At 44.2% G+C, this 25,074-nt stretch carries 36 protein-coding genes and 1 pseudogene; 28 read left to right on the plus strand and 9 right to left on the minus strand.

All coding sequences use genetic code 11. The features are described from left to right. The first annotated feature begins 109 nt into the window (after window positions 1-109). The 23 genes from rpsS (at window position 110) to rplQ (ending at window position 11,013) form a co-directional block, all read left to right on the plus strand. Window positions 110-388, plus strand: coding sequence for a 30S ribosomal protein S19 (gene rpsS / locus ACP45E_RS06195; RefSeq protein WP_005435078.1), 279 nt, complete (start codon window positions 110-112; stop codon window positions 386-388). A 9-nt stretch (window positions 389-397) separates the two neighbouring features. Then, entirely contained in the window at window positions 398-730 is a 333-nt protein-coding gene (rplV, locus tag ACP45E_RS06200) for a 50S ribosomal protein L22 (protein ID WP_026026743.1), read from the plus strand. Between the two features lie 16 nt (window positions 731-746). Next, window positions 747-1,445: a 30S ribosomal protein S3 gene (rpsC, locus tag ACP45E_RS06205; protein WP_017036078.1), complete on the plus strand. Its 699-nt coding sequence runs from the start codon at window positions 747-749 to the stop codon at window positions 1,443-1,445. An 11-nt stretch (window positions 1,446-1,456) separates the two neighbouring features. Further along, window positions 1,457-1,867 carry a 50S ribosomal protein L16 gene (rplP, locus tag ACP45E_RS06210; RefSeq protein WP_017036077.1) on the plus strand — a complete coding sequence of 137 codons (411 nt, stop codon included), beginning with the start codon at window positions 1,457-1,459 and terminating at the stop codon, window positions 1,865-1,867. Further along, window positions 1,867-2,058: a 50S ribosomal protein L29 gene (rpmC, locus tag ACP45E_RS06215; RefSeq protein WP_017036076.1), complete on the plus strand. Its 192-nt coding sequence runs from the start codon at window positions 1,867-1,869 to the stop codon at window positions 2,056-2,058. Before rplP ends, rpmC begins: the two co-directional genes overlap by 1 nt. Further along, window positions 2,058-2,312 (plus strand): 30S ribosomal protein S17, encoded by a 255-nt coding sequence (rpsQ, locus tag ACP45E_RS06220; RefSeq protein ID WP_017036075.1) that lies wholly within the window; start codon window positions 2,058-2,060, stop codon window positions 2,310-2,312. The genes rpmC and rpsQ overlap by 1 nt, the downstream gene beginning before the upstream one ends. A gap of 161 nt (window positions 2,313-2,473) precedes the next feature. Beyond that, window positions 2,474-2,845 (plus strand): 50S ribosomal protein L14, encoded by a 372-nt coding sequence (rplN, locus tag ACP45E_RS06225; protein ID WP_017036074.1) that lies wholly within the window; start codon window positions 2,474-2,476, stop codon window positions 2,843-2,845. Window positions 2,846-2,856: 11 nt separating this feature from the next. Then, on the plus strand, window positions 2,857-3,174 hold the full coding sequence (gene rplX, locus ACP45E_RS06230; protein WP_017036073.1) for a 50S ribosomal protein L24: 318 nt from the start codon (window positions 2,857-2,859) through the stop codon (window positions 3,172-3,174). A gap of 25 nt (window positions 3,175-3,199) precedes the next feature. Further along, window positions 3,200-3,739, plus strand: a complete 540-nt coding sequence (rplE, locus tag ACP45E_RS06235) for a 50S ribosomal protein L5 (protein ID WP_017036072.1) — start codon at window positions 3,200-3,202, stop codon at window positions 3,737-3,739. A gap of 17 nt (window positions 3,740-3,756) precedes the next feature. Beyond that, window positions 3,757-4,062, plus strand: a complete 306-nt coding sequence (gene rpsN / locus ACP45E_RS06240; RefSeq protein WP_017036071.1) for a 30S ribosomal protein S14 — start codon at window positions 3,757-3,759, stop codon at window positions 4,060-4,062. Window positions 4,063-4,091: 29 nt separating this feature from the next. Next, window positions 4,092-4,484 carry a 30S ribosomal protein S8 gene (gene rpsH / locus ACP45E_RS06245; RefSeq protein ID WP_017036070.1) on the plus strand — a complete coding sequence of 131 codons (393 nt, stop codon included), beginning with the start codon at window positions 4,092-4,094 and terminating at the stop codon, window positions 4,482-4,484. Window positions 4,485-4,494: 10 nt separating this feature from the next. Beyond that, window positions 4,495-5,028, plus strand: a complete 534-nt coding sequence (gene rplF, locus ACP45E_RS06250) for a 50S ribosomal protein L6 (protein WP_017036069.1) — start codon at window positions 4,495-4,497, stop codon at window positions 5,026-5,028. Between the two features lie 9 nt (window positions 5,029-5,037). Further along, complete coding sequence (gene rplR / locus ACP45E_RS06255; protein WP_017036068.1) at window positions 5,038-5,391, plus strand: 50S ribosomal protein L18; 354 nt, start codon at window positions 5,038-5,040, stop codon at window positions 5,389-5,391. A gap of 14 nt (window positions 5,392-5,405) precedes the next feature. Next, on the plus strand, window positions 5,406-5,906 hold the full coding sequence (rpsE, locus tag ACP45E_RS06260) for a 30S ribosomal protein S5 (RefSeq protein WP_017036067.1): 501 nt from the start codon (window positions 5,406-5,408) through the stop codon (window positions 5,904-5,906). Between the two features lie 6 nt (window positions 5,907-5,912). Further along, window positions 5,913-6,089, plus strand: coding sequence for a 50S ribosomal protein L30 (gene rpmD, locus ACP45E_RS06265; RefSeq protein WP_017036066.1), 177 nt, complete (start codon window positions 5,913-5,915; stop codon window positions 6,087-6,089). Between the two features lie 5 nt (window positions 6,090-6,094). Next, on the plus strand, window positions 6,095-6,529 hold the full coding sequence (rplO, locus tag ACP45E_RS06270) for a 50S ribosomal protein L15 (RefSeq protein ID WP_017038806.1): 435 nt from the start codon (window positions 6,095-6,097) through the stop codon (window positions 6,527-6,529). A gap of 20 nt (window positions 6,530-6,549) precedes the next feature. Continuing rightward, window positions 6,550-7,884, plus strand: a complete 1,335-nt coding sequence (secY, locus tag ACP45E_RS06275; protein WP_017036064.1) for a preprotein translocase subunit SecY — start codon at window positions 6,550-6,552, stop codon at window positions 7,882-7,884. Window positions 7,885-7,911: 27 nt separating this feature from the next. Further along, complete coding sequence (gene rpmJ / locus ACP45E_RS06280) at window positions 7,912-8,025, plus strand: 50S ribosomal protein L36 (RefSeq protein WP_000868186.1); 114 nt, start codon at window positions 7,912-7,914, stop codon at window positions 8,023-8,025. 146 nt (window positions 8,026-8,171) lie between these two features. Beyond that, a complete protein-coding gene (rpsM, locus tag ACP45E_RS06285; protein WP_005450559.1) occupies window positions 8,172-8,528 on the plus strand; it encodes a 30S ribosomal protein S13 in 357 nt (118 codons plus the stop codon). Between the two features lie 19 nt (window positions 8,529-8,547). Beyond that, the gene (gene rpsK, locus ACP45E_RS06290; RefSeq protein ID WP_005597095.1) at window positions 8,548-8,937 is read left to right on the plus strand and encodes a 30S ribosomal protein S11; all 390 of its coding nucleotides are present in this window, start codon (window positions 8,548-8,550) and stop codon (window positions 8,935-8,937) included. A gap of 31 nt (window positions 8,938-8,968) precedes the next feature. Further along, the gene (gene rpsD, locus ACP45E_RS06295; RefSeq protein WP_017036063.1) at window positions 8,969-9,589 is read left to right on the plus strand and encodes a 30S ribosomal protein S4; all 621 of its coding nucleotides are present in this window, start codon (window positions 8,969-8,971) and stop codon (window positions 9,587-9,589) included. A 24-nt stretch (window positions 9,590-9,613) separates the two neighbouring features. Beyond that, window positions 9,614-10,606 carry a DNA-directed RNA polymerase subunit alpha gene (locus ACP45E_RS06300; protein WP_017036062.1) on the plus strand — a complete coding sequence of 331 codons (993 nt, stop codon included), beginning with the start codon at window positions 9,614-9,616 and terminating at the stop codon, window positions 10,604-10,606. 26 nt (window positions 10,607-10,632) lie between these two features. Further along, complete coding sequence (rplQ, locus tag ACP45E_RS06305) at window positions 10,633-11,013, plus strand: 50S ribosomal protein L17 (RefSeq protein WP_017036061.1); 381 nt, start codon at window positions 10,633-10,635, stop codon at window positions 11,011-11,013. Between the two features lie 172 nt (window positions 11,014-11,185). Here rplQ and ACP45E_RS06310 read toward each other — a convergent pair whose 3' ends face one another. Beyond that, window positions 11,186-11,806 carry an FKBP-type peptidyl-prolyl cis-trans isomerase gene (locus tag ACP45E_RS06310; RefSeq protein WP_017038807.1) on the minus strand — a complete coding sequence of 207 codons (621 nt, stop codon included), beginning with the start codon at window positions 11,804-11,806 and terminating at the stop codon, window positions 11,186-11,188. 234 nt (window positions 11,807-12,040) lie between these two features. Here ACP45E_RS06310 and ACP45E_RS06315 point away from each other — a divergent pair, with 234 nt between their 5' ends. After that, entirely contained in the window at window positions 12,041-12,601 is a 561-nt protein-coding gene (locus ACP45E_RS06315; RefSeq protein ID WP_017036059.1) for a LysM-like peptidoglycan-binding domain-containing protein, read from the plus strand. On the opposite strand, the gene ACP45E_RS06320 is transcribed toward ACP45E_RS06315, so the two are convergent. The 4 genes from ACP45E_RS06320 to ACP45E_RS06335 form a co-directional block, all read right to left on the minus strand. Further along, window positions 12,551-13,453 carry a DMT family transporter gene (locus ACP45E_RS06320; RefSeq protein WP_017038808.1) on the minus strand — a complete coding sequence of 301 codons (903 nt, stop codon included), beginning with the start codon at window positions 13,451-13,453 and terminating at the stop codon, window positions 12,551-12,553. The genes ACP45E_RS06315 and ACP45E_RS06320 overlap by 51 nt on opposite strands. 1 nt (window position 13,454) lies before the next feature. After that, complete coding sequence (locus tag ACP45E_RS06325) at window positions 13,455-13,913, minus strand: GNAT family N-acetyltransferase (protein ID WP_017038809.1); 459 nt, start codon at window positions 13,911-13,913, stop codon at window positions 13,455-13,457. Window positions 13,914-13,989: 76 nt separating this feature from the next. Beyond that, entirely contained in the window at window positions 13,990-14,550 is a 561-nt protein-coding gene (locus ACP45E_RS06330; protein ID WP_017038810.1) for a Crp/Fnr family transcriptional regulator, read from the minus strand. A gap of 62 nt (window positions 14,551-14,612) precedes the next feature. After that, window positions 14,613-16,574: a bifunctional 2',3'-cyclic-nucleotide 2'-phosphodiesterase/3'-nucleotidase gene (locus tag ACP45E_RS06335; protein ID WP_069584806.1), complete on the minus strand. Its 1,962-nt coding sequence runs from the start codon at window positions 16,572-16,574 to the stop codon at window positions 14,613-14,615. Window positions 16,575-17,139: 565 nt separating this feature from the next. On the opposite strand from ACP45E_RS06335, the gene cysD reads away from it, so the two are divergent. The 4 genes from cysD (at window position 17,140) to cysC (ending at window position 22,001) form a co-directional block, all read left to right on the plus strand. Then, window positions 17,140-18,048: a sulfate adenylyltransferase subunit CysD gene (gene cysD / locus ACP45E_RS06340; RefSeq protein ID WP_017036054.1), complete on the plus strand. Its 909-nt coding sequence runs from the start codon at window positions 17,140-17,142 to the stop codon at window positions 18,046-18,048. A gap of 17 nt (window positions 18,049-18,065) precedes the next feature. Then, entirely contained in the window at window positions 18,066-19,493 is a 1,428-nt protein-coding gene (gene cysN / locus ACP45E_RS06345; protein ID WP_017036053.1) for a sulfate adenylyltransferase subunit CysN, read from the plus strand. 111 nt (window positions 19,494-19,604) lie between these two features. After that, the gene (locus ACP45E_RS06350; RefSeq protein ID WP_017038812.1) at window positions 19,605-21,329 is read left to right on the plus strand and encodes an SLC13 family permease; all 1,725 of its coding nucleotides are present in this window, start codon (window positions 19,605-19,607) and stop codon (window positions 21,327-21,329) included. Window positions 21,330-21,386: 57 nt separating this feature from the next. Next, on the plus strand, window positions 21,387-22,001 hold the full coding sequence (cysC, locus tag ACP45E_RS06355; RefSeq protein WP_017038813.1) for an adenylyl-sulfate kinase: 615 nt from the start codon (window positions 21,387-21,389) through the stop codon (window positions 21,999-22,001). On the opposite strand, the gene ACP45E_RS06360 is transcribed toward cysC, so the two are convergent. The 4 genes and pseudogenes from ACP45E_RS06360 to ACP45E_RS06375 all read right to left on the minus strand — a co-directional run. Further along, window positions 21,998-22,900, minus strand: coding sequence for a TIGR03899 family protein (locus ACP45E_RS06360; protein ID WP_017036050.1), 903 nt, complete (start codon window positions 22,898-22,900; stop codon window positions 21,998-22,000). The genes cysC and ACP45E_RS06360 overlap by 4 nt on opposite strands. 296 nt (window positions 22,901-23,196) lie before the next feature. Beyond that, window positions 23,197-23,670 carry a DUF3299 domain-containing protein gene (locus tag ACP45E_RS06365; protein ID WP_426510779.1) on the minus strand — a complete coding sequence of 158 codons (474 nt, stop codon included), beginning with the start codon at window positions 23,668-23,670 and terminating at the stop codon, window positions 23,197-23,199. Between the two features lie 32 nt (window positions 23,671-23,702). Continuing rightward, a complete protein-coding gene (locus tag ACP45E_RS06370; RefSeq protein WP_017038815.1) occupies window positions 23,703-24,962 on the minus strand; it encodes an ABC transporter permease in 1,260 nt (419 codons plus the stop codon). Next, window positions 24,959-25,074, minus strand: a pseudogene (locus ACP45E_RS06375) (ABC transporter ATP-binding protein); the annotation flags it as partial. The gene ACP45E_RS06370 and the pseudogene ACP45E_RS06375, both read right to left, overlap by 4 nt.

Below are 25,074 nucleotides of genomic sequence, written 5' to 3' on the forward strand. Positions count from 1 at the left end.
ACCGCTCTTCCGATCTAACCTACCAAAGGCTTCAAGACTCGTAAAAACAAACGCACCGACAAGTACATTGTACGTCGTCGCACTAAATAATCTATAAAGAGGAATCGCCATGCCACGTTCTCTCAAGAAAGGTCCTTTTATTGACCTACACTTGCTGAAGAAGGTAGAGAAAGCGGTGGAAAGCGGAGACAAAAAGCCTATTAAGACTTGGTCCCGTCGCTCAATGATCATCCCAACAATGATTGGTTTGACCATCGCTGTCCATAATGGTCGTCAGCACGTTCCAGTATTTGTTACCGAAGAAATGATCGGTCACAAACTGGGCGAATTCGCACCAACTCGTACTTATCGCGGCCACGCTGCAGATAAGAAAGCTAAGAAGCGTTAGGAGTAGATGATGGAAGCACTAGCTAAACATAACTTTGCTCGCATTTCGCCTCAGAAAGCTCGCTTAGTTGCAGACCAAATTCGCGGTAAATCTGTTGATCAGGCTCTAGAAATTTTGACGTTCAGCAACAAAAAAGCTGCTGTACTGATTAAGAAAGTTCTTGAATCAGCAATCGCTAACGCGGAACACAACGAAGGTGCAGATATCGACGATCTAAATGTCGCTAAAATCTTCGTAGACGAAGGCCCTATCATGAAGCGTATTATGCCTCGTGCTAAAGGTCGTGCGGATCGTATCTTGAAGCGTTCAAGCCACATCAGTATTGTTGTAGCTGATCGCTAGACTAGGAGAGTAAGCAATGGGTCAGAAAGTACATCCTAATGGCATTCGCCTTGGCATCGTTAAGCCTTGGAATGCTACATGGTTTGCTAATACCAAAGATTTCGCTGCCAACCTAGACGGCGACTTCAAGGTACGTCAGTTCTTAACTAAAGAGCTGAAAAAAGCATCTCTATCACGCATCGTTATCGAGCGTCCTGCTAAGAGTATTCGTGTGACTATTCACACTGCTCGCCCAGGTGTTGTTATCGGTAAGAAAGGTGAAGACGTAGAAAAACTACGCGCAGCTGTAGCAAAAATCGCAGGTGTACCAGCGCAAATTAACATCGCTGAAGTACGTAAGCCTGAGCTTGATGCTCAACTTGTGGGTGATAGCATCGCGTCTCAACTAGAGCGTCGTGTTATGTTCCGTCGTGCTATGAAGCGCGCGGTACAAAATGCTATGCGTCTAGGCGCTAAAGGCATCAAAGTGGAAGTAAGCGGTCGTCTTGGCGGCGCTGAAATCGCACGTTCTGAGTGGTACCGTGAAGGCCGCGTGCCTCTACACACTCTACGTGCAGACATTGATTATGCAACTTCTTCGGCTCACACCCAATACGGTGTGATCGGCATTAAAACTTGGATCTTCAAAGGTGAGATTCTAGGTGGTATGCCAGCAGCTAACGCTGTTGAGCCAAAAGGCGACAAGCCTAAGAAGCAGCGTAAAGGCCGTAAGTAAGGAGTCGACAGATGCTACAACCTAAACGTACTAAGTTCCGCAAGGTTATGACTGGTCGCAACCGTGGTCTAGCTAAAGGTACAGATGTAAGCTTCGGCACATTTGGTCTTAAAGCTGTTGGCCGTGGTCGTCTGACTGCTCGTCAAATTGAAGCGGCACGTCGTGCAATGACGCGTCACGTTAAGCGTCAAGGTAAAATCTGGATCCGTGTGTTCCCAGATAAGCCGATCACTGAAAAACCACTTGAAGTTCGTCAAGGTAAGGGTAAGGGTTCAGTTGCATACTGGGTTGCCCAAGTCCAACCTGGAAAGGTTATGTACGAAATGGACGGTGTACCTGAAGAATTGGCTCGTGAAGCGTTCCGTCTTGCGGCTCGCAAACTGCCGTTCAAAACTACATTTGTAACTAAGCAGGTGATGTGATGAAAGCACAAGATCTACGCGAGAAAAACGTTGAAGAGCTTAATGCTGAGCTATTAGAATTGCTACGTGAACAGTTTAACTTGCGCATGCAAGCTGCGACTGGTCAACTTCAGCAAACTCATACTCTAAAAGCTGTACGCCGTGACATCGCACGTGTGAAAACTGTTTTGACTGAAAAGGCAGGCGCATAATGAGCGAACAGAAACGTACCCAGCAAGGTCGTGTTGTTAGCGATAAGATGGACAAGTCTATCGTTGTTGCTATCGAACGCACAGTGAAACACCCTATCTACGGTAAGTACACTAAGCGTACGACTAAAGTACACGCACACGATGAAAACAACGAATGTGGCCTAGGCGACAAAGTTGAAATTTCTGAGTGTCGTCCTCTGTCTAAGACTAAGTCTTGGACATTGGTATCAGTCTTAGAAAAAGCGAAAGGTTAATTTCGATTTTTCTTTGATGATCAAGCGGCTCCAGATTATTTTTGGAGCCGCTTGTTTTTTGTCTACCCAATCGAAAGAAAGGGTGGTACAATTCGCGTCCCTTATATATAGGGCAGCCCGACCCGAGAGGGTCTAGTATTAATATTTAGCGGAGCACTAACATGATCCAAATGCAAAGTACACTCGACGCTGCGGATAATTCCGGCGCTCGTAGAGTAATGTGTATTAAGGTCCTGGGTGGTTCACATCGCCGTTATGCACATATCGGAGACGTCATTAAAGTTACTGTTAAGGAAGCAATTCCTCGCGGTAAAGTTAAGAAAGGTGACGTTCTGAAAGCGGTGGTCGTGCGCACTCGTAAAGGCGTTCGTCGTCCAGACGGTTCTGTCATTCGCTTCGACCGAAATGCTTGCGTATTGTTGAATGACACTACTGAGCAACCAGTCGGCACACGTATCTTTGGTCCTGTGACTCGTGAACTTCGTAATGCGAAATTCATGAAAATTGTGTCACTTGCACCAGAAGTTCTGTAAGGAGCGGCAACATGGCAGCTAAAATCCGTCAAAATGACGAAGTAATCGTTCTTGCTGGGAAAGACAAAGGCAAGAAAGGTAAAGTAACTAAGGTATTGGTTACTGGTAAGTTAATCGTTGAAGGTATCAACCTTGTTAAAAAACACCAAAAGCCTGTACCGGCTCTAGGTCAACAAGGTGGCATCGTTGAACAAGAAGCAGCTATTGATGCTTCTAACGTTGCAGTCTTTAACGCGGCTACTGGTAAAGCAGACCGTATCGGTTTCCGTATCGAAGATGGAAAGAAAGTTCGTTTCTTTAAATCTAACGGCGAAATCGTTTCTAACTAATTAGAATGTAATTTGGAGTTCTACTATGGCGAAACTGCATGATTACTACAAGTCGTCTGTAGTCGCTGAACTGACCAAAGAGTTCAGCTACTCAAGCGTCATGCAAGTCCCTAGGATTGATAAAATCACCCTAAACATGGGCGTTGGTGAAGCAATCAACGATAAGAAACTGCTTGAAAACGCAGCTGCTGATATGGCAATGATCTCAGGTCAAAAGCCACTTATCACTAAAGCGCGTAAATCTGTTGCAGGTTTCAAAATTCGTGAAGGCTACCCAATTGGTTGTAAAGTAACCTTACGTGGCGAACGTATGTGGGAGTTTCTGGAGCGTCTAGTTTCAATTGCTCTTCCACGTGTACGTGACTTCCGTGGTGTTAGCGCTAAGTCTTTTGACGGACGCGGTAACTACAGCATGGGCGTTCGCGAGCAAATCATCTTCCCGGAAATCGACTACGATAAAGTAGATCGTATTCGCGGTCTTGATATTACTATCACGACGACTGCTAAATCCGATGAGGAAGGGCGCGCTCTGCTGACTGCATTTAACTTCCCATTCCGTAAGTAAGGTGAAGGGTTACTGTTATGGCTAAACAATCAATGAAAGCACGTGAAGCTAAACGTGCCAAACTAGTAGCAAAGTTCGCTGTAAAGCGTTCTGCGTTAAAGGTTATCATTAGCGATGTAAACGCATCAGAAGAAGATCGTTGGAATGCAGTTCTTAAATTGCAGTCTCTTCCACGTGATTCAAGTGCATCTCGTCAGAGAAACCGTTGCGCCCAAACTGGTCGTCCACACGGTTTCCTGCGTAAGTTCGGTCTAAGCCGTATTAAGGTTCGTGAAGCTTGCATGAAAGGCGAGATTCCGGGACTTCGTAAGGCTAGCTGGTAATTGCCACTTAATCATTTGGAGTAAATCTTATGAGCATGCAAGATCCGATTTCGGATATGCTGACCCGAGTACGTAACGGTCAGGCAGCAAATAAAGTTGCTGTTACAATGCCTTCTTCAAAGCTTAAAGTTGCAATTGCTGCACTACTTAAAGCTGAAGGTTACGTTGCTGATTTCGCTGTAAACAGCGAAGTAAAACCAGAGCTAGAAGTTACTCTTAAGTACTTCCAAGCTAAACCAGTAATTGAGCAAATCCAACGTGTTTCACGTCCTGGCCTGCGCGTCTACAAGAATAAAGACTCGCTTCCGTCAGTGATGGGTGGACTTGGTATTGCTGTCGTTTCCACTTCCAAAGGTCTTATGACTGATCGCGCTGCACGTAAAGCCGGTCTTGGTGGTGAAATCATCTGTTACGTCGCTTAAGGAGTAGACTATGTCTCGTGTTGCTAAAGCACCTGTCGCTATTCCAACCGGCGTAGAGGTGAAATTGAATGGCCAAGAAATCACTGTAAAAGGTGGTAAGGGTGAATTAACTCGCGTTCTAAACAACGCTGTAGTTATTGCGCAGGAAGAAAACAACCTAACTTTCGGTCCACGCGAAGGTGTTTCTAACGCTTGGGCACAAGCAGGTACTGCTCGTGCACTAGTGAACAACATGGTTGTTGGTGTTACTGTAGGCTTCACTAAGAAGCTGACTCTTAAAGGTGTAGGTTACCGTGCTGCTATGAAAGGCAACGCTGTAGGTCTAACCCTTGGCTTCTCCCATCCGGTAGAGCATGCTCTTCCAGAAGGTATTAAGGCTGAATGCCCTAGCCAAACTGAGATCGTTATTACTGGTTGCGACAAGCAATTAGTAGGTCAAGTTGCGGCGGACATTCGTTCTTATCGTGAGCCTGAGCCTTATAAAGGCAAAGGTGTTCGTTACGCCGATGAAATCGTGCGTACTAAAGAAGCTAAGAAGAAGTAAGGTAACACTATGGATAAGAAAGCATCTCGCATCCGTCGTGCTACACGCGCACGTCGTAAGATTGCAGAACTGGGTGCAACTCGCCTAGTAGTACACCGTACTCCTCGTCACGTGTACGCTCAGGTTATCGCATCTAATGGCTCTGAAGTTATCGCTGCAGCGTCTACAGTAGAAAAAGCGATCCGTGAGCAAATTAAGAACACTGGTAACATCGATGCAGCACAAGCAGTAGGTAAAGCTATTGCAGAGCGCGCTCTTGAGAAAGGCGTAGCTTCAGTTGCATTTGATCGTTCTGGTTTCCAATACCACGGTCGAGTAGCGGCGCTAGCAGAATCTGCTCGCGAAGCTGGTCTGAAATTCTAAGGTAGGGTTGGAAGATGGCTAAAGAACAACAACAAGCAAGTGATTTGCAAGAAAAACTGATCGCAGTTAACCGTGTTTCTAAAACGGTTAAAGGTGGTCGAATCATGAGCTTCACAGCACTAACAGTAGTTGGTGATGGTAATGGTCGCATTGGTTTCGGTTACGGCAAAGCACGTGAAGTACCAGCTGCGATTCAAAAAGCAATGGAAAAAGCGCGTCGTAACATGGTTACTATCGCACTTAACGAAGGCACTCTTCACCACGCGGTGAAAGGTCGTCACTCGGGCTCTAAAGTTTACATGCAACCTGCAGCAGAAGGTACTGGTGTTATCGCCGGTGGTGCTATGCGTGCAGTACTTGAAGTTGCTGGCGTACACAACGTACTTGCGAAAGCGTACGGTTCTACAAACCCAATCAACGTTGTTCGCGCAACAGTTGCTGGTCTAGTAGATGTTAAGTCGCCAGAAATGGTTGCTGCTAAGCGTGGTCTAACTGTTGAAAGTATTTCGGAGTAGAACACGATGGCAACTATTAAAGTAACTCAAACTAAAAGCTCAATTGGTCGCCTACCTAAGCATAAAGCATGCTTAAAGGGTTTAGGCCTTCGTCGCATCAACCATACAGTAGAACTTGAAGATACTCCGTGTACACGCGGTATGATCAACAAGGTTTACTACATGGTTAAGATTGAGGAGTAATCAGAATGCGTTTGAATACTCTATCACCGGCTGCTGGCTCTAAACCTTCTAAGAAGCGTGTAGGTCGTGGTATCGGTTCTGGCCTTGGTAAAACAGGTGGCCGCGGTCACAAAGGTCAAAAGTCACGTTCTGGCGGCTCTGTTCGTCCAGGCTTTGAAGGCGGTCAAATGCCTTTGAAACAGCGTTTACCTAAATTCGGTTTCACTTCTCGTAAGAGCCTAGTGTCTGCTGAAGTTCGTCTAGCTGAGCTAGCGAAAGTAACGGGTGACGTTGTTGATCTTAACAGCCTTAAAGCTGCTAACATCATCACTAAGAACATCGAATTTGCAAAAATCGTTCTTTCTGGTGAAATTGGTAAAGCGTTAACTGTTAAAGGTCTACGCGTGACTAAAGGCGCTAAAGCTGCAATCGAAGCTGCAGGCGGTAAAATCGAGGAATAATCTCGAGGAACGAGGTACAGATGGCTAAGAAACCAGGACAAGATTTTCGTAGTGCTCAGAGCGGCTTAAGTGAACTGAAGTCGCGCTTATTATTCGTAATTGGTGCACTTTTAGTATTCCGAGCCGGCTCTTTTGTGCCGATTCCTGGTATTGACGCAGCTGTACTTGCCGATTTGTTCGATCAGCAAAAAGGTACCATCGTTGAAATGTTTAACATGTTCTCCGGTGGTGCTCTTGAGCGTGCATCTATATTAGCATTGGGCATTATGCCGTATATTTCAGCATCTATTGTTGTCCAATTGCTAACTGTAGTTCATCCAGCGTTAGCCGAACTCAAGAAAGAGGGTGAAGCAGGCCGTCGTAAGATAAGCCAATATACGCGTTATGGCACGCTTGTACTTGCAACATTCCAAGGCATAGGTATTGCAACTGGCCTACCAAACATGGTCGATAATCTGGTTGTTATCAACCAAACCATGTTTACGCTAATTGCTACCGTAAGTTTAGTAACCGGCACCATGTTTTTAATGTGGTTAGGTGAACAGATTACAGAGCGTGGAATTGGTAATGGTATTTCGATACTCATTTTTGCAGGTATTGTTGCTGGGTTGCCTTCGGCAATCGGACAAACAATTGAGCAAGCGCGTCAAGGTGAATTGCACGTACTTCTTCTATTGTTAATTGCAGTATTATCTTTTGCTGTTATTTACTTCGTCGTTTTCATGGAGCGTGGTCAACGTCGTATCGTCGTTAACTATGCGAAGCGTCAACAAGGTCGTAAAGTTTTTGCAGCGCAAAGTTCTCATTTGCCACTTAAAATTAATATGGCAGGTGTAATACCAGCGATTTTTGCATCAAGCATCATTTTGTTCCCAGGAACATTAGCACAGTGGTTTGGTCAAAATGGCGAGAGCAGCGCATTCGGTTGGTTAACTGATGTGTCTTTGGCTCTTAGCCCAGGTCAACCCTTGTATGTAATGCTTTATGCAGCAGCAATCATTTTCTTCTGCTTCTTTTACACGGCATTGGTTTTCAATCCGCGTGAAACAGCAGATAATTTGAAGAAGTCTGGTGCATTCGTACCCGGTATCCGCCCAGGTGAGCAGACAGCGAAATACATCGATAAAGTGATGACTAGACTTACCCTTGCGGGTGCTCTATATATTACCTTTATTTGTCTGATTCCTGAGTTTATGATGGTCGCATGGAACGTACGTTTCTATTTTGGCGGCACATCACTACTTATCGTAGTGGTAGTAATCATGGACTTTATGGCACAGGTACAGACTCATCTGATGTCACAACAGTATGATTCTGTGTTGAAAAAAGCAAATCTGAAAGGCTACGGCCGTTAATTCAGATTTCATTTACGGAGTTTAGCAATGAAAGTTCGTGCTTCCGTTAAAAAAATCTGCCGTAACTGTAAAGTTATCAAGCGTAACGGTGTCGTTCGCGTGATTTGCAGTGAGCCAAAGCATAAACAACGCCAAGGCTAATTAGCAGAATTTTTTACTTGTAAAACTAGGTAGTGTCGAGTATATTCCTCGGCCTACCTTTTGCGTGCAAAAGAAGTAGTATGCCGCAGCGTATCCTCACGGGCTCTGCTGCGGATAATTCTTTATCAAAGTACTAGGAGTGAATAGTGGCCCGTATAGCTGGCATTAACATTCCTGATCAGAAACACGCTGTAATTGCTTTAACAGCAATTTACGGCATTGGCAAAACTCGCTCTCAAGCTATTCTAGCTGAAGTAGGTATTGCTGAAGATGTTAAGATCAGTGAACTAACTGAAGAACAGATCGATCAACTGCGTGATGGTGTGGCTAAATACACTGTAGAAGGTGATCTACGTCGTGAAGTATCGATGAACATCAAGCGTCTTATGGACCTTGGCTGTTACCGCGGTCTTCGTCATCGTCGCAGTCTACCACTACGTGGACAGCGTACTAAAACCAACGCTCGCACCCGTAAGGGTCCGCGCAAGCCGATCAAGAAATAGTCGGATAAGGTAGAGTACAATGGCAAAACAACCAACTCGCGCGCGTAAGCGCGTACGCAAGCAAGTAGCTGATGGCGTAGCGCACATTCATGCTTCTTTTAATAATACAATCGTAACTATCACAGATCGCCAAGGCAACGCTCTTGCTTGGGCTACTGCTGGTGGTTCTGGTTTCCGTGGTTCTCGTAAATCTACTCCGTTCGCTGCACAAGTTGCTGCTGAGCGTTGTGCTGAAATGGCTAAAGAATACGGTCTTAAGAACTTGGAAGTTATGGTTAAGGGTCCAGGTCCAGGTCGTGAATCTACTGTTCGCGCACTGAACGCTGCTGGTTACCGCATCACAAACATTGTTGATGCTACACCAATCCCTCATAACGGTTGTCGTCCACCTAAGAAACGTCGCGTTTAAGTTTCGTTTTTAGGAATATTGGAGAAGAATCATGGCAAGATATTTGGGCCCTAAGCTTAAGCTTAGCCGTCGCGAAGGCACAGACTTATTCCTTAAGTCTGGTGTACGTGCGATCGATACCAAGTGTAAAATTGATAACGCACCAGGTGTACACGGCGCTCGTCGCGGTCGTCTATCTGAGTATGGCGTTCAGCTTCGTGAGAAGCAAAAAGTTCGTCGTATCTACGGCGTTCTAGAAAAACAATTCCGTAACTACTACAAAGAAGCTGCTCGCCTTAAAGGCAATACAGGTGCAAACCTACTTCAGCTTCTAGAAGGTCGTCTTGACAACGTAGTTTACCGTATGGGCTTTGGCGCTACTCGTGCTGAATCTCGTCAACTAGTTAGCCACAAAGCTATCTTAGTTAACGGTAACGTTGTAAACGTTCCTTCATTCAAAGTTTCGGCTAACGACGTTGTTTCTATTCGCGAGAAAGCTAAAAAGCAAGCTCGTGTAACAGCTGCACTAGAAGTTGCAGGACAACGTGAGAAACCAACTTGGATTGAAGTAGATGCTGGCCAAATGGAAGGTACATTCAAGCGTATGCCTGAGCGTTCTGACCTATCAGCTGACATCAACGAACAATTGATCGTCGAGCTTTACTCTAAGTAAGGTTTAAACTAAAGAGAGGACACAATGCAGGGTTCTGTAACAGAATTTCTTAAGCCACGTCTTGTTGACATCGAACAGATCAACACGACACACGCAAAAGTAACTCTTGAGCCGTTAGAGCGTGGTTTCGGTCATACTCTAGGTAATGCTCTTCGCCGCATTCTTCTATCTTCTATGCCAGGTTGTGCTGTAACAGAAGTCGAGATTGAAGGCGTATTACACGAATACAGCACCAAAGAAGGTGTACAAGAAGATATCCTTGAGATTCTTCTTAACCTAAAAGGTTTAGCTGTTCGCGTTGCCGAAGGCAAAGATGAAGTGTTTATAACACTGAACAAATCAGGCTCAGGCCCTGTGGTTGCAGGTGACATCACCCATGATGGTGATGTAGAGGTCGTAAATCCTGAACACGTTATTTGTCACCTAACGGATGACAACGCTGAGATCGCTATGCGTATCAAAGTTGAACGTGGTCGTGGTTACGTTCCAGCTTCCGCTCGCATTCATACCGAAGAAGATGAGCGTCCTATTGGTCGTTTGCTCGTTGACGCTACATACAGCCCAGTAGACAAAATTGCCTACTCTGTTGAAGCGGCACGTGTTGAACAACGTACCGATTTAGACAAGCTTGTTATCGATATGGAAACGAACGGTACTCTAGAACCTGAGGAAGCTATCCGTCGTGCAGCTACTATTTTAGCTGAACAACTGGATGCATTCGTAGATCTTCGTGATGTACGTGTTCCTGAGGAGAAGGAAGAGAAGCCAGAATTCGATCCTATCCTACTGCGTCCTGTAGACGATCTTGAACTAACAGTTCGCTCTGCCAATTGTTTGAAAGCAGAAGCGATTCACTACATCGGTGATCTTGTACAGCGTACTGAGGTTGAGCTACTTAAAACGCCAAACCTTGGTAAGAAATCTCTTACAGAGATTAAAGACGTACTTGCATCACGTGGTCTTTCTCTGGGCATGCGCCTAGAAAATTGGCCGCCAGCGTCTATCGCTGAAGATTAATCGATATTAGTTAGAAGGATTAGGTCATGCGCCATCGTAAGAGTGGTCGTCAACTCAACCGCAACAGCTCACATCGTAAAGCGATGTTTAGCAATATGGCATGCTCTCTAGTTAGTCATGAAGTTATCAAGACTACTTTGCCAAAAGCAAAAGAGCTTCGCCGCGTCGTTGAGCCTTTGATTACGCTAGCTAAAACGGATAGCGTTGCTAACCGTCGTTTAGCATTTGCTCGCACTCGTGATAACGAAGTTGTGGCAAAACTGTTTAACGAACTAGGTCCACGTTTTGCTACCCGCCAAGGCGGTTACACTCGTATCCTAAAAGCTGGTTTCCGTACTGGTGATAAAGCTCCAATGGCATTCATTGAGCTTGTAGATCGCCCAGTAGCAGAAGAAGCAGCTGAGTAATAGTTCGTTTGAACTTATAAAAGCCGAGCGAAAGCTCGGCTTTTTTGTATCTTGAATATTCTCCGTTATCCAACAAGGTTTAGATATTTAAAGATCGACATAAAAAAAGGATTAGCATTACGCTAATCCTTTTTAGTCTCAATCGCCAAATAGCGATGAATCGTCACTGCACTTACAGAATCGCTAGAAGTTCAACTTCAAATACTAGCGCAGCAAATGGTGGAATTGCAGCGCCAGCGCCACGCTCACCGTATGCAAGATCTTGTGGGATGTATAGTTTCCACTTAGAACCGACAGGCATTAGTTGAAGAGCTTCAACCCAACCTTTAATTACACCGGTCACTGGGAACTCTGCAGGTTCACCGCGAGATACAGAGCTATCAAATACAGTACCGTCAGTTAGCTCACCGTGGTAATGAACGCGTACTTGATTGTCTGACGTCGGGATTTCACCTGTACCTTCAGTCATTACTTCGTATTGTAGGCCAGACTCAAGAACCGTCACTTCTGGGCGTAGAGCGTTGTCTGCTAGGAAAACTTCACTGTCTGCAGATGCTGCTTTTGCCGCTTCAGCACGAGTCGCTTCAGCACGAGTGTGTAACTCTTGTAGCGCATTGTTAATTTCATCAATTTCAATTGCTGGCATGTCACCAGTGAGAGCCGTTGCGATACCAGCCGCGATAGCGTCAACGTTTAGGCCTTCAAGACCACTACCAGCGAGTTGTTGACCCATTTGTAGGCCAATTCCGTAGCTTGCTTTTTGCTCAACAGTTTCGAATTTTACTTCAGACATGAATGTCACTCTTAGTTAAATAAATTTAAGCGGTAAAGGATACCAGTTAACGATACAGGTTTAAACGGCTGAGAAGAATTGCTACTTCTGAGCTATCACAATGTGAGCTTTATCTTACATCGGCACAATAACGATGAGATTTTACCACTCAATGACGTTCTGTATAGAAATGAGATATACTCGTTGTTTCTTGGTTTTTATACTCTAGTAATGATATTTCGGAGGCGGATAGTAATGAATCGTCGTAAAAAGAAGCCACAAAGTACGAATTATTTGGGGCTTGTCCTGGCTCAATTGAAAGGCATTGAGTGGCATCGGTACGAACAAACGCTACGAACTCTGTGGTTGCAACTTCCCAAGCTTCATCAGCGTGCATTGATGGTACTCATTCCAGGGTTGATTATTCTGTTACTTTTACCAAGCGTTACCATCAAAGAAACCGTTCAAACACCGACGAACGAGCGTGTAGAAATTGCTATCAATACACAAGGGCTAAGTGAGCAATCAAGTCAAAAAAGTATTTCACCTGATTCTGACGTTTGGAATGAATATACGGTAAAGACTGGCGACACATTAGCGAAAGTGTTTCGGATTAACGAATTACCCATGGCCGATTTGAATGCGCTGGTTGAAATTGAAGGCGGCGATAAGCCGTTGAGCCGGATTAAGCAGGGGCAATTGGTCAGATTCAAACTATCAGAAGATGGCAGGTTGGACATACTACAGCTTTCAAAAAGCAAAGATTCAGTGATGTTTTTCCGACTCTCCGACGGAGGTTTTGGCCGAAGCAAGTAGTGATGACGCCTTCAACAGTTTCTTGACTGGCAGTATTGGTAGGACTATCAGAGCGATTCCCAGTAAGGTCAGCAAATCTGGAATTTCAGCAAACCACCATATCCCAAATAAGGTGACGAACAGTAAGCCAGTATATTCTGCTATCGCAATTTGGTAAGCGTGTGTTTTCTTATAAGCCATGACAGCGAATGCATTGTAAACAAGAATGAGGGATGCGCTTAATGCCACCCAGCCTAGCTGGACTATTTCAATAGGTTCCCAAAATACCCAAGCAAGTAACCCTGAGGTGGGTAACGAAAACAATGTTGTCCATACCAGAGTCGTTATGACCGGTTGTTCTTTGGGAATGAGTCGAACCAAAATATTGAATAGTGCGAGTGTCAATGCGGTTCCCAGAGCAAAAATCGCTGCCCAATGGAATTGAGATGGGCGCAGAACGATCAAAACCCCTGCAAAACCAATCATGGTTGCAAACACTTTGCTCATATTCGGTTTTTCTTTTAATAACCACAACGACAGTGGCAACATCAGTAGTGGTGCTGCATAAAAAATCGCATTAGCCGTCGCTAAAGGTAAATGGGTGATAGCAACCATCATACATCCGCTACCAATGAGTACTAATGTGGCACGAGCTAAGGTGATAACTGGATTATCGAGTGCTTTTTGTTGTTTTGGTAAGCGTAGCCAAAATGGGACTAAAAGCACTATAGAGAATAGTTGTCTAAGGAAGATATACTGGAAAGGAGAGATTCCTCCGTCTAGGAGCTTGACTGCGACATCAGAGAGCGAGGCCGCTAAATTTCCTATTACGAGTAGAACAATACCCAACGATACGGCGGATAGTTTCAGCACATTATTTTTCCAGTCTCATATCTATGTGTGGAATACCATCTTCTAAGTACATGTCCGATATAGAGGTAAATCCATGCGAGCCATAGAAATCCGACAAATGTTGTTGGGCGCCGATAGTGATCGATTGATCTGGCCAGAGTGACTGACATTCAAGTAGTGCTCGTGTAATGAGTTGATGCCCCAGTCCCAACCCCCTAGCGCTATCCAATGTGGCAACACGACCAATGCTGACGTCGTCATAGCTGGTTTTCTGTGGAAGCAAACGTGCACAAGCGGCAAGCTTACCTTCATAATACCCCAGTAAGTGATGGACATCTTCGAAATGATCTTTGTCATCAAGTTCTGGGTAAGGGCAGTTTTGTTCAACAACAAATACGTTGACTCTCAATTTTAGGAGTTCATAAAGCTGAAATGTCGATAGCTGATCAAAGGGTAGCGTCTGCCACTTGATATGTTTCATTCAATAATTGCTCATTAAGAAAAGTATCTTGCAACTATACCAATGAACTATTTTTCAACGCATTAACAATTGTTAATTACTGAGAAGTATTCTTGATTCGACTTAGGCTAATCGCTGTAATACCCAGATAAGCCGCGATCTGATAGTCGTTAAGACGGGTGAGAAGTTCAGGATAGTGTTGGCAAAATAGTTTGTAGCGTTCGCGAGGAGTGAACAGCAGCATAAAACGTTCTTTGCTTTCTTTAAACATGAGCTGGCTTTCTAGTAATGTCAGGTAGACGCTATGTTTTTCAGATCTCCAGTGGTGAAGGACATCGATTGGAAGATGAACGAGAAGTGTTGGAGTCAGTGTTTCTAATAGGTAGGGTGAAGGCTGAGCTTTTATGACACTTTCAAAACCTATCATCCAATCTTGCTCCCAATAAAACTCTTTACTGAACTCTTTCCCTTTATCGGTAAGGTAGCTCGCGTGACAGATCCCTTCTAAGACAAAATAGATCCCGTCAGCAAGCTCACCTTGATTGACTAATATGTGACGAGTCGGTAGTTCAAGCAGTGAGCTAGATTGAACAAGCGCATCAATATCGGTAGAGCTGAACTGTTGCTCGGTTAAATATGTTATAAATCGTTCCGTCATTTTTGCCCCATAAAAAAGCCGCTACGACAGAGTAGCGGCCTATTACTCTAACTAACTGTTCGTTATTTTTGTAGATTAATCTTATAGACAGCAAACCCAACATCGTCTGTTGATGCTTTTTGCATTGGGTATTGACCTTTGTCTTTAATAAATTGTGCCGCTTTATCGCTTGGAGAGGTCTCGAAGCGAATATCCAGAGCTTGCTCTGTCACAATTGGCGCAAACGACCAGTTGTTATCGGCACTAGGTGTGACTTCACCCTTATCTTGGCTTACGCGAGAAATATAGTTGGCAACAACCGTACGGTTTTCATCGGGTGATTCAAAGGCGATGTAGTCAGAACCAGTGCCTGGGAATTTGTTACTAAAAGCACGATAGTTATTCGTTGCAATAATAAACTCTTGTTTAAGATCGATAGGCTTACCCTGATACGTTAAACCAATGATACGTGAAGCATCAGGGTTAACCGCTTTACAGTTGCCATCATATTTGGCGGGCTGGGTTACGTCGATTTGGTAATTAACCCCATCGATAACATCAAAGTTATAAGTACGGAAGCCATCCCAATCAATCAGCGATTGTGGTGCTGTTACATTGGTATCAATGTGTTTGAATTGACCTGCACTGCACTCTAGCCATTCTTTAACTTCATGGCCAGTGACTTTAAGTGCAACCAGTGTGTTCGGATAAAGGTATAAATCAGCCGCATTACGGAATGTTAGCTGCCCCGACTCAACTTCAGTAAAGTTGGCTGGATCATTTTTACGTCCACCTGCTTTGAATGGAGCCGCAGCTGAAAGTACCGCAATACCATCTAGGTCTGGATCACCTTGGATAAACCTCTCTACATAATCTTTCTGCGCAAGGTTGACGATTTGCACGGTAGGATCATCTTGAACCAGCGACAAGAAACTGTACATCACATCATTTGCTTTACCAATTGGCTGGTTTACAAATTCGCGAGTTCCCTTGTGATCGTCTTTTAGCGCGTCAAGAATGCCGGCATCGGCGTCCGCTAGTGATGCCTTACTGGCTTTATCAAAGATAGGACGTGCCTGTGATTGCCCTTCAACAACCGCCCATTTCCCGTCTTGTTGCTTAAGAACTAAGTCCATCACGCCAACATGGCTTCCCCAGCGGCCAGGCATAACTGCAGTCACACCATTAATGGTGCCTTTTTCGTTATCTACCCCTTGAATATTATCAAAACCTTTACCAGGGAAGACTGAATGAGAGTGGCCAAAAGCAATGGCGTCAATACCGTCCACTTCTGAGAGGTAATAAGTCGAGTTCTCTGCACCTAGCTTATGAGGATCAGAAGAAACACCAGAGTGAGGAATCGCAACAATAACATCCGCCCCTTCTTTCTTCATTTGAGGCACAAGTTCTTCAGCTATTTGCTTGATATCTTTGGCAAAGACTTTACCTTCAAGATTCTTCTTATCCCAAACCATGATCTGTGGCGGTACAAAGCCAATGTACCCTACCTTGATCTCATGGGTTTGCCCATCTGTATCGGTAAAGCTATGAGCTTTGATTAAATAGGGCTGGAAGTAGTGCTCATCGGTTTTTTTATCAAACACATTGGCACTGATATAAGGGAAGTTTGCGTCATTGATGGTTTCGGCTAGAAACTCTAACCCGTAGTTGAATTCGTGGTTACCAATGTTACCTACATCATAATTGAGTTGATTCATCGCCTTGTAGACAGGGTGAACTTCACCTTCCGTAATACCTTTGGCCGCCATGTAGTCACCCATAGGGCTGCCTTGAATCAGATCGCCATTATCAACCAACACGCTATTTGTGACTTCTTGCTGGGCTTGCTTAACAAGAGTGGCTGCGCGAGCAAGGCCAATTTTTTGTGATGGTTTGTCTTTGTAGTAATCATAATCCATCACATTCGTGTGTATATCGGTTGTTTCAATAATTCGTAGCTTGATAGTGTCAGCCATGACAGGGCCAGCCATCATTAGCATGCCACCAAGTACTGCTATTGATATAGGTTTCACTGCAATTTTCATTGTTTACTCCATTACGAGGATAAAGAATAACTACGAGTAATGTAACAAAACATAATGTAACAATGCGTTACCGTTTAGTTAAAGTGTGATGAAACCATGTCTAGAGTGCTGTAACTGCCTACAAGATCCCATAAATATAGATTGCCTGACTGATTAATAGTGAATTGAAAAATCACTGTTATAGAACCGTTATGTTATTCGGTTATAAAAAAGACACTTTTAGAATTTCAAGTAATATAAAGAGATCGCCATAATGGATGAACATTAAGAGGGAATGCCTCGATAGCGATGATTAAAGCCCTCCTTTCCCCGCTCTTTTTTGCCTAGATTATGGCTAGGTGACTATAGAGTATTCAGGGATTCATCGTATGGATACGAAGCGTGTCTAACGATGTGACAAGTTTAAAGCGCTGTTGTTATAGAGTGAGATGAATGTCCTGTCTCAAAAGTTAGATTGGTTCTTATCTAATGCTCAAATCAACAATAGTGCTATTGCCAACTCAATATAATCTTGACCAAAGATTTAGGGACAAAATTAAGCCTAAAGGCTTACAAGGAAATAGACATGGATCAACAACGCTTAACTCACTTGAAGCAACTTGAAGCTGAGAGTATTCATATTATTCGAGAGGTCGCTGCTGAGTTTGATAATCCAGTGATGATGTACTCGATTGGTAAAGACTCCTCAGTAATGCTTCACCTTGCACGCAAAGCTTTTTACCCAGGAAAGATTCCTTTCCCGTTACTTCACGTTGATACGGATTGGAAGTTTCGAGAAATGATCGAATTTAGAGATCGTATCGCTGAGAAATATGGTTTTGATCTTTTGGTGCATAAGAATCCTGAGGGTCTGGCAATGGGTTGTAGCCCGTTTAAGCATGGCTCTTCAAAGCATACCGACATCATGAAAACTCAAGGCTTAAAGCAAGCGTTAAATAAGTATGGTTTTGATGCGGCTTTTGGTGGTGCACGTCGAGATGAAGAAAAATCACGAGCGAAAGAGCGTGTCTATTCATTCAGAGATAAAAATCACACTTGGGATCCTAAGAACCAACGTCCAGAGCTTTGGAAAACCTATAACGGCCAAGTGAATAAGGGCGAAAGTATCCGAGTGTTCCCACTATCAAACTGGACAGAGCTTGATATCTGGCAATACATCTATCTAGAAAACATTGAAATTGTACCGCTTTACCTTGCTGATAAGCGTCCAGTCGTTGAACGAGATGGCATGCTCATCATGGCTGATGATGATCGCTTGGAGCTGCAAGAAGGCGAAGTCATTGAAGAGAAGTCGGTTCGTTTCCGCACTCTTGGCTGCTACCCATTAACCGGAGCGGTTGAATCAGAAGCCAATACATTGCCGGGCATTATAGAAGAAATGCTGGTGGCGACCTCAAGTGAGCGCCAAGGGCGTGCGATCGACCACGATCAATCAGGATCGATGGAATTGAAGAAGCGACAAGGTTATTTCTAAGGATCTAAGGACAGACTATGAACAATGTAATTGAAGCTCAGTTAGAAGAGCTTGGTATTGAAGGTTACCTAAACCAACATCAGCATAAATCATTACTTAGATTCCTGACTTGTGGCTCAGTCGATGATGGTAAAAGCACCTTAATTGGACGTTTGCTGCATGACACGCATCAGATTTATGAAGATCAGTTAGCGGCGGTTCATAACGACAGCCAACGTGTTGGTACGACCGGTGAGAAGCCAGATTTAGCGCTTCTAGTTGATGGTTTACAGGCTGAGCGAGAGCAAGGCATTACTATCGATGTGGCGTATCGTTACTTCTCGACGCAGAAACGTAAGTTCATTATTGCCGATACTCCAGGGCATGAGCAGTACACAAGAAACATGGCCACAGGTGCGTCTACTTGTGATGTTGCCATCATTTTGATCGATGCACGTAAAGGTATTTTAGACCAAACACGTCGTCACTCATTCATTTCTAATTTAATTGGCATTAAGCACTTTGTTGTTGCGGTCAATAAAATGGACTTGGTCGATTATTCGCAACAGACGTTTGAAACCATTCGTGATGATTACTTAGCGTTTGCTGAGAATCTACAAGGTGAAACCGATATTCAGATTGTTCCGCTTTCAGCATTAGAAGGCGAGAATGTTGCGTCTCCAAGTCAAGAGATGACGTGGTTTGAAGGTCCAACGTTGCTTCACCTTCTAGAGACCGTTGATGTCGATCGCTCTAAGACGGAAGGCGAATTTAGATTCCCTGTTCAATACGTGAATCGTCCGAATCTCGATTTCCGCGGCTTTGCCGGTACGATCTCATCTGGCATCGTGAAAGTTGGTGATGAGATTAAAGCATTACCTTCTGGAAAACGCTCCAAAGTGGCTCGAATCGTTACTTTTGATGGTGATTTAGAGGAAGCACAGGCAGGTCTTGCTGTGACCTTAACGTTAGAAGATGAAATCGATATCAGCCGTGGTGATTTGATTGTGTTAGAACAGTCAGAAGTGGAATCATCCAATCATCTTGCCGCTGATGTGGTTTGGATGACAGAGCAACCGCTACAGCCCGGTCGAGAGTACGACATCAAGATTGCGGGTAAAAAGACGGTGGGCCGAGTGGAATCCATTCGTTACCAATATGATATCAACAACCTTTCGACGCATTCAGCCGCTGAGCTTCCTTTGAATGGCATTGGCTCATGTGAGTGGTCATTTACCGAGTCGGTGGCTTTAGATAGCTATCAAGCTTGTACAGACACCGGTGGTTTTATCATTATCGATCGCCTGACAAACGTTACTGTTGGTGCAGGTTTAGTGCGAGAAAGTTTGGCACAGGTTGAACAGCCGGTTAGCAATGTTTCAGCGTTTGAAATAGAGCTTAATGCACTGGTTCGTAAGCATTTCCCTCATTGGGATGCAAAAGATCTGAGTCAGTTACTAAAGTAACCGTGCCTAGTTAAACGTACATAGTTAAGTATTTCAACCCAGAAATTAAAGTAACAATTGGAAAAGTAACAGTATGAAGTGAGCAGTCACTATCATATTTAAGGATGAATTATGTGGGAGCAAGGATTGGTTATGGCGATGCTACTTGGCATCATCACGTGCTTGCTTGTCACACGGATTAAGCCAAGTATCATTTTTGCTGGAGCGTCGTTTTTAGCTTTTATGGTTGGATCTATTGAGCTGAAATCCATTGCGACTAATTTCACTAATTCATCCTTATTAACATTAGTTTTGTTGATTCTAGCCTCGTGTGCTTTAGAAAAAACGCGTTTAATCAGTTGGGTTAGCCGAAATATTTCTGAAGGTCGCTTGGGCACAGTGGTGGCAAAACTGGGTATATCCACGGCATTATTGTCTTCCTTTACCAATAATACGGCCGTGGTTGTATCGTTAATTGGGGCGATAAAACGCAACCAGAGACACGCGCCTTCAAAACTCCTTATTCCGCTTTCTTATGCGGCGATTTTAGGGGGGACTCTCACTCTTATTGGCACCTCAACAAACCTCATCATCAACAGTTTTGTTGAAGATGTAGGCTTACCCAGTCTAACCTTTTTTACCCCGACATTAATTGGCCTCGCGGTATTAGTCGGTGGTGTACTTATTTTGATTCCACTCAGTTATCTTCTACCGGATTACGATGATCATGGACAAGATGACTTACCTTATTTCTTAGAAGCCATCGTTGAGCCCGGCTCTCCGCTGGTGGACAAAAGCATTAGCGAAAATAAATTGCGTGCTTTGAGAAAACTCTTTCTCGCAGAGGTGATTCGTGATGGGAAAAGTGTCCCATCGGTTGAACCGGATTTTGTGCTTCAAGCCAAAGACAGGTTACTGTTTTGTGGTGACATAGAAAGCGTAGCAACGCTGCAAGAAATTCAAGGTTTAACCCTGTTCGGACAGCATCATCTTAATGGTCAGGGCTTTATAGAGGCTGTCGTGAGCTCATCGGCGAGCTTTTGCAACAAAACACTCAAATCGAGCCACTTCAGAGACCGATTTGATGCCGTTGTGGTCGCTATCAGAAGAGGCCATGAGCGTCTAGAGGGCGGCTTAGGAAATATTGTTTTAGCGGCTGGAGACACCTTGGTGTTGGTCCCAGGAAAGCGTTTTGAAACGGAGCGCCGCGCTCATCGCCGTGAATTTGTGCTGATTAATGATTTGGATTCGAGTGCCAAGCTTGATGCCAATAAATCCAGCATCGTGCTACTCGGTTTTGCTTTGGTTATTGGGCTAGCCTTGACTGAAGTCGTGCCTATTATCAAAGGGCTGCTTGTCTATTTACTCGTTATGCTGGCGTGTGGAATTGTCAAAATCAACGAACTACGCCGCCGTTTTCCCGTCGATATCGTTGTTATCGTTGGATCCGCGCTGTCGATCGCTCAGTTGATGCTCTCTTCCGGTTTGTCCATGAGGATGGGTGAAATGTTTATGGAAGCCTTTAATGGTTGGGGCGTTTTTGGGGCATTGGTCGCGGTGTATTTGATGACGTTGATCTTAACCGAGTTAGTGACCAACAATGCAGCAGCAGCCTTAGCTTTTCCCATCGCTTATAGCATGGCATTGGGATACAACGTTGATCCTATGCCATTCATCATGGCGGTATTGTTTGGTGCAAGTGCGAGTTTTATTTCCCCTTATGGGTACCAAACGAACCTTATGGTTTACAGTGTCGGCAACTATAAGCTGACCGATTATATTAAAATAGGGATCCCAATTTCGATTGTGTATTCAGTGCTTGTATTAAGCCTAATCCCTGTTTTCTTTCCATTTTAATTTAAAGGACTGTATTTTGAGAAAGAGTGCTAAGAAACGAACTATGAGGGCCATACAATGACGCAAAATAAAGATGAGAATGTTGTGTGGCACCAACATGTTATAGATAAAACGTACCGAGCGAAGATAAAGCAACAGAAGCCATCAGTACTTTGGTTTACTGGCTTGTCTGGTGCCGGGAAATCGACGGTTGCCGGCGCACTTGAAAATAGGCTTGCAGAAATGGGATACCACACGTATTTGCTTGATGGAGATAATGTTCGTCACGGTTTATGCAGTGATCTGGGTTTCTCAGAAAAAGATCGCCGAGAAAATATTCGTCGCATTGGTGAGTTGTCTAAATTGATGGCCGATGCTGGGCTTATTGTATTGTCTGCTTTCATTTCTCCACACCGTTCAGAGCGTCAGTTAGTCCGTGAGATGCTGCCTAATGGTGAGTTTTTGGAAGTCTTCGTCAATGCACCTTTAGATGTGTGTGAGAAGCGTGATCCTAAAGGGCTTTATAAGAAAGCGAGAGCGGGTGAAATTGCTAATTTTACGGGAATTGACTCCGTGTATGAGGCGCCCGTTAATCCTGAGATTGATTTACTGGCGGGTAAGTACACGATTGACGAGTTAGTCGAACAATGCCTTGTGGTACTGAAAGATCAAGGCATTATTCAAGCTGACTAAACGGTGTGATGTATTGTGCTTTTTACATCTGAGTGCACGATAAATTTTTGACTCAGTAGTGCGATCACTTGGTCGTAGTACTGAGTATTCGGTTTGTTTCCGAGTAGCTTACACAGTTCATTTCCCGTAGGAGTAAAGCGGTAATAGAGCAGCCGAGTTCCTTTCCCTTGAGGCTGGAGAGAGTGGTTCTTCCCTTGGTAACTGAGTGGAAGTGGTGGATCCACTTCGATTTCTCCAGATTCCAGTTCAGTACCGTGCAGTAAACCGAGCTCGATCAGCACTAAAAGGCTTGAATAGGGGACTTGGAAGTTACCGGTGTTGACAGCAGTTGTCGTATCTCGTTTTCCCAAGCTAAAAATACCATTACGTGCTTTATAGCCAACCAATAGCTTCTTGCTGTTGTCTGCACCGAAACTGCAGGCTAGAGACGCTGCCTTCTGTAGAACTTGTGCTTCCTTCGGACTCATGTCTTGTAATATTTTGAGGGCTTTCATTGAGGTTGAGCCTGGGTTGGTAATTTCTCTTTTTAAAACTTGAGCCCATAGCCTTTGCATTGAAGGGTTGTGTATCTCTTGTGCCATATCAAAATAGCGGTATAGCCAATCTTTGTCTGGCTTTCCTGCTGTTTCATCACGACATGCCATATGCGTCGCTTTTAAGATTTGCTCTAGATTTTTTTGACGTTGTTCTTGACGTTTTCGTTCTCTTTTTAATGCTCGGTCAAGAGGAGATAGCTCGCCAGACTCGTCTTGCAGCAATGCATCTAAGCCGTAGGTTTGAGCAATATTCAGCACGCAGCTTGCACTGTCTTTAATGTAACTCGACTTTTTCTCTTGTTGCTTTGTGCTGCTGCCTGTCGGTTCGTGTTCGATAGTGACGGGCTTATTATCGTTTGCCATGCATATTTCCTCATGCCACTGAGTAGTTTCAACTGATTAAAATGTAACGTGTTATGAATCGGAGTTCTAGAAAAACAAAGAATGGCCGTTAAAAATTGAGACTACCCAAAATGATAACAATTTGTTAAAGTTGTTATCATTGGTTGCGAGGGTTTATGAAGTACGTAAAAGAGAATAAATTTAAGAAGCACCTATCAATCGCTTTGCTATTACTGCTATATATGGCTGTGCTAGCGTATTTATCTAGCTTTTTATCATAAAATAGAGGATTGATAGGCTTTAGGTTAATTTAACAATTACATATCATCGTATTCAGCGATGGCTGTCCCTTCTATTAAATACGCGGTTTCAGCAAGTTCGTGACTGAGCGTTTCTGTTTTTAACGTCCCTATTACATATATCACATCCCATAGTTGTTGAACGGGTGCTCCTTCAGGGAATTTCACGTAAATGATTTGATTTGGTGGCGGTGGTGGAACGTGAATACATGCTCCAAAATACGGTACCAAAAGAAATTCAGTTACTTTGTTTGCATCCCCTTCGAGTGGGATAACAAAGCCCGGTATTTTGACGATACTGTTGTTCAGTTCTTGGCGTACCGAACCTACCTTAGATTGGGCCATTGTATCACCTGAGTGATCTAAGGCCGGCATCCCTACAGCATCAAATTGATTACGCTCGCTTTCAGGCACTAAATCAATCCAATCAAGTACCATTGCATCGTCAGACGCTAGGGTGATATTGGGTAGCAGTACCGAAAAACACAGCATTATCGATAAGAAAATTTTGTTCATAGTGTTACCTAAATTCTGATTGTCATGCCATCACTAAGCGATTGTCGATAAGCTCTTAGTGCTGGAATAAAGCCGATGATGATACCAGCAAGTTGAACAAACCCTAATAGAATCCATTCATAGGTTGTCATTGCCCCCATGGTGATGGTTATCCCAAATTGTTGCTGAATGATAGGTTGCCCAACGGCCAAAGCTAAATATAAGCCGCCTACGCCGACTAAGATACCTAAAAATGTCAGCGCGCTCGCTTCACTTATTAATAGTGCAAACACATGCTTTGGTTGCGCTCCCATTGCTCTGAGGATCGCCATTTCTCTTCTGCGCTCTTGCAAGCTGGTCAAGAGGCTACTGAGCATACCAAGGAGACCAGCAATAACAACAAATACCGAAACGGCCATAAGGGCTTGCTCTGCGACAGACATCATTCCCCAAAGTTCATGAAGTGCAACACCGGGCATGATGGCACTAAGAGGCTCTTGTGTGTAAGTGTTAATTTGGCGTTGCAGTGCAAACGTTTGAATTTTCGATTTTAGCCCCACCATCATAGCGGTAATTTGTTTTGGTTCAAATTGGTGTTGATTCAACTGATCCGCTGACGGCGTATTCCCCAGATGTGCACCTGATTCCCAGCCAACATGAATCGCTTCAATTGCTTCGAGCGAAACGTGGACTGTTTTATCTACGGGTGTGCCTGTGGGTGCAAGAATACCGACGACGGTAAAGGGAAGGTTGTCGTGTCTTGCAAACCCGACATCTCCGATGCCATGGGCAATAATGATTTCACTGCCGACCTGATATCCAAGAGATTTAGCAACATCCGACCCTACGACTGTTTCAAATAGTTGACTAAATGACTGGCCGCTACTAAAGGTTAGTGATTGCTTACTTCCGTATTTGTAATGTTGGAAGTAGCTTTCATTGGTTCCCATGACTCTAAATCCACGATGAGAATCACCCAAGGAAATCGGAATAGCCCAATCAACCGCATTATGTTGACTGAACTCTTGATAGCTTTTCCAGTCGATGTTGTTGGTGGCATTCCCAATTCTGAACACAGAGTAGAGCAGTAAGTTTACCTGCCCTGAACGGCCACCAATGATTAAATCAGTGCCCGATATGGTATTGGCAAAGCTGTTTTTAGCTTGAGTTCGGATACGCTCGACACCCATCAGTAATATGACGGAAATAGCGACGGTTAAAATAGTTAGAATGGCGGTCGTTTTGCGGTTTCGAACGCTCTTCCAAGCTAGGCTAGTTATCGCAGTCATTGGCTTTCACCTGCTTTATTTAGTTGCTTTAGGTTAATGGACCGATCAAAGAGCGCTTCGAGTGTTGGATCGTGACTCACAAATACTAAAGTTGAGTTAGCTAGGTTCGCTT

This window comes from Vibrio genomosp. F10 str. 9ZD137 (assembly GCF_049974785.1).
Classification (GTDB): domain Bacteria; phylum Pseudomonadota; class Gammaproteobacteria; order Enterobacterales; family Vibrionaceae; genus Vibrio.

Coding starts and splice junctions, on each gene's coding strand:
- rpsS (WP_005435078.1), top strand. CDS start 110: ATGCCACGTTCTCTCAAGAAAGGTCCTTTTATTGACCTACACTTGCTG.
- rplV (WP_026026743.1), top strand. CDS start 398: ATGGAAGCACTAGCTAAACATAACTTTGCTCGCATTTCGCCTCAGAAA.
- rpsC (WP_017036078.1), top strand. CDS start 747: ATGGGTCAGAAAGTACATCCTAATGGCATTCGCCTTGGCATCGTTAAG.
- rplP (WP_017036077.1), top strand. CDS start 1,457: ATGCTACAACCTAAACGTACTAAGTTCCGCAAGGTTATGACTGGTCGC.
- rpmC (WP_017036076.1), top strand. CDS start 1,867: ATGAAAGCACAAGATCTACGCGAGAAAAACGTTGAAGAGCTTAATGCT.
- rpsQ (WP_017036075.1), top strand. CDS start 2,058: ATGAGCGAACAGAAACGTACCCAGCAAGGTCGTGTTGTTAGCGATAAG.
- rplN (WP_017036074.1), top strand. CDS start 2,474: ATGATCCAAATGCAAAGTACACTCGACGCTGCGGATAATTCCGGCGCT.
- rplX (WP_017036073.1), top strand. CDS start 2,857: ATGGCAGCTAAAATCCGTCAAAATGACGAAGTAATCGTTCTTGCTGGG.
- rplE (WP_017036072.1), top strand. CDS start 3,200: ATGGCGAAACTGCATGATTACTACAAGTCGTCTGTAGTCGCTGAACTG.
- rpsN (WP_017036071.1), top strand. CDS start 3,757: ATGGCTAAACAATCAATGAAAGCACGTGAAGCTAAACGTGCCAAACTA.
- rpsH (WP_017036070.1), top strand. CDS start 4,092: ATGAGCATGCAAGATCCGATTTCGGATATGCTGACCCGAGTACGTAAC.
- rplF (WP_017036069.1), top strand. CDS start 4,495: ATGTCTCGTGTTGCTAAAGCACCTGTCGCTATTCCAACCGGCGTAGAG.
- rplR (WP_017036068.1), top strand. CDS start 5,038: ATGGATAAGAAAGCATCTCGCATCCGTCGTGCTACACGCGCACGTCGT.
- rpsE (WP_017036067.1), top strand. CDS start 5,406: ATGGCTAAAGAACAACAACAAGCAAGTGATTTGCAAGAAAAACTGATC.
- rpmD (WP_017036066.1), top strand. CDS start 5,913: ATGGCAACTATTAAAGTAACTCAAACTAAAAGCTCAATTGGTCGCCTA.
- rplO (WP_017038806.1), top strand. CDS start 6,095: ATGCGTTTGAATACTCTATCACCGGCTGCTGGCTCTAAACCTTCTAAG.
- secY (WP_017036064.1), top strand. CDS start 6,550: ATGGCTAAGAAACCAGGACAAGATTTTCGTAGTGCTCAGAGCGGCTTA.
- rpmJ (WP_000868186.1), top strand. CDS start 7,912: ATGAAAGTTCGTGCTTCCGTTAAAAAAATCTGCCGTAACTGTAAAGTT.
- rpsK (WP_005597095.1), top strand. CDS start 8,548: ATGGCAAAACAACCAACTCGCGCGCGTAAGCGCGTACGCAAGCAAGTA.
- rpsD (WP_017036063.1), top strand. CDS start 8,969: ATGGCAAGATATTTGGGCCCTAAGCTTAAGCTTAGCCGTCGCGAAGGC.
- ACP45E_RS06300 (WP_017036062.1), top strand. CDS start 9,614: ATGCAGGGTTCTGTAACAGAATTTCTTAAGCCACGTCTTGTTGACATC.
- rplQ (WP_017036061.1), top strand. CDS start 10,633: ATGCGCCATCGTAAGAGTGGTCGTCAACTCAACCGCAACAGCTCACAT.
- ACP45E_RS06310 (WP_017038807.1), bottom strand. CDS start 11,806: ATGTCTGAAGTAAAATTCGAAACTGTTGAGCAAAAAGCAAGCTACGGA.
- ACP45E_RS06315 (WP_017036059.1), top strand. CDS start 12,041: ATGAATCGTCGTAAAAAGAAGCCACAAAGTACGAATTATTTGGGGCTT.
- ACP45E_RS06325 (WP_017038809.1), bottom strand. CDS start 13,913: ATGAAACATATCAAGTGGCAGACGCTACCCTTTGATCAGCTATCGACA.
- ACP45E_RS06330 (WP_017038810.1), bottom strand. CDS start 14,550: ATGACGGAACGATTTATAACATATTTAACCGAGCAACAGTTCAGCTCT.
- ACP45E_RS06335 (WP_069584806.1), bottom strand. CDS start 16,574: ATGAAAATTGCAGTGAAACCTATATCAATAGCAGTACTTGGTGGCATG.
- cysD (WP_017036054.1), top strand. CDS start 17,140: ATGGATCAACAACGCTTAACTCACTTGAAGCAACTTGAAGCTGAGAGT.
- cysN (WP_017036053.1), top strand. CDS start 18,066: ATGAACAATGTAATTGAAGCTCAGTTAGAAGAGCTTGGTATTGAAGGT.
- ACP45E_RS06350 (WP_017038812.1), top strand. CDS start 19,605: ATGTGGGAGCAAGGATTGGTTATGGCGATGCTACTTGGCATCATCACG.
- cysC (WP_017038813.1), top strand. CDS start 21,387: ATGACGCAAAATAAAGATGAGAATGTTGTGTGGCACCAACATGTTATA.
- ACP45E_RS06360 (WP_017036050.1), bottom strand. CDS start 22,900: ATGGCAAACGATAATAAGCCCGTCACTATCGAACACGAACCGACAGGC.
- ACP45E_RS06365 (WP_426510779.1), bottom strand. CDS start 23,670: ATGCTGTGTTTTTCGGTACTGCTACCCAATATCACCCTAGCGTCTGAC.
- ACP45E_RS06370 (WP_017038815.1), bottom strand. CDS start 24,962: ATGACTGCGATAACTAGCCTAGCTTGGAAGAGCGTTCGAAACCGCAAA.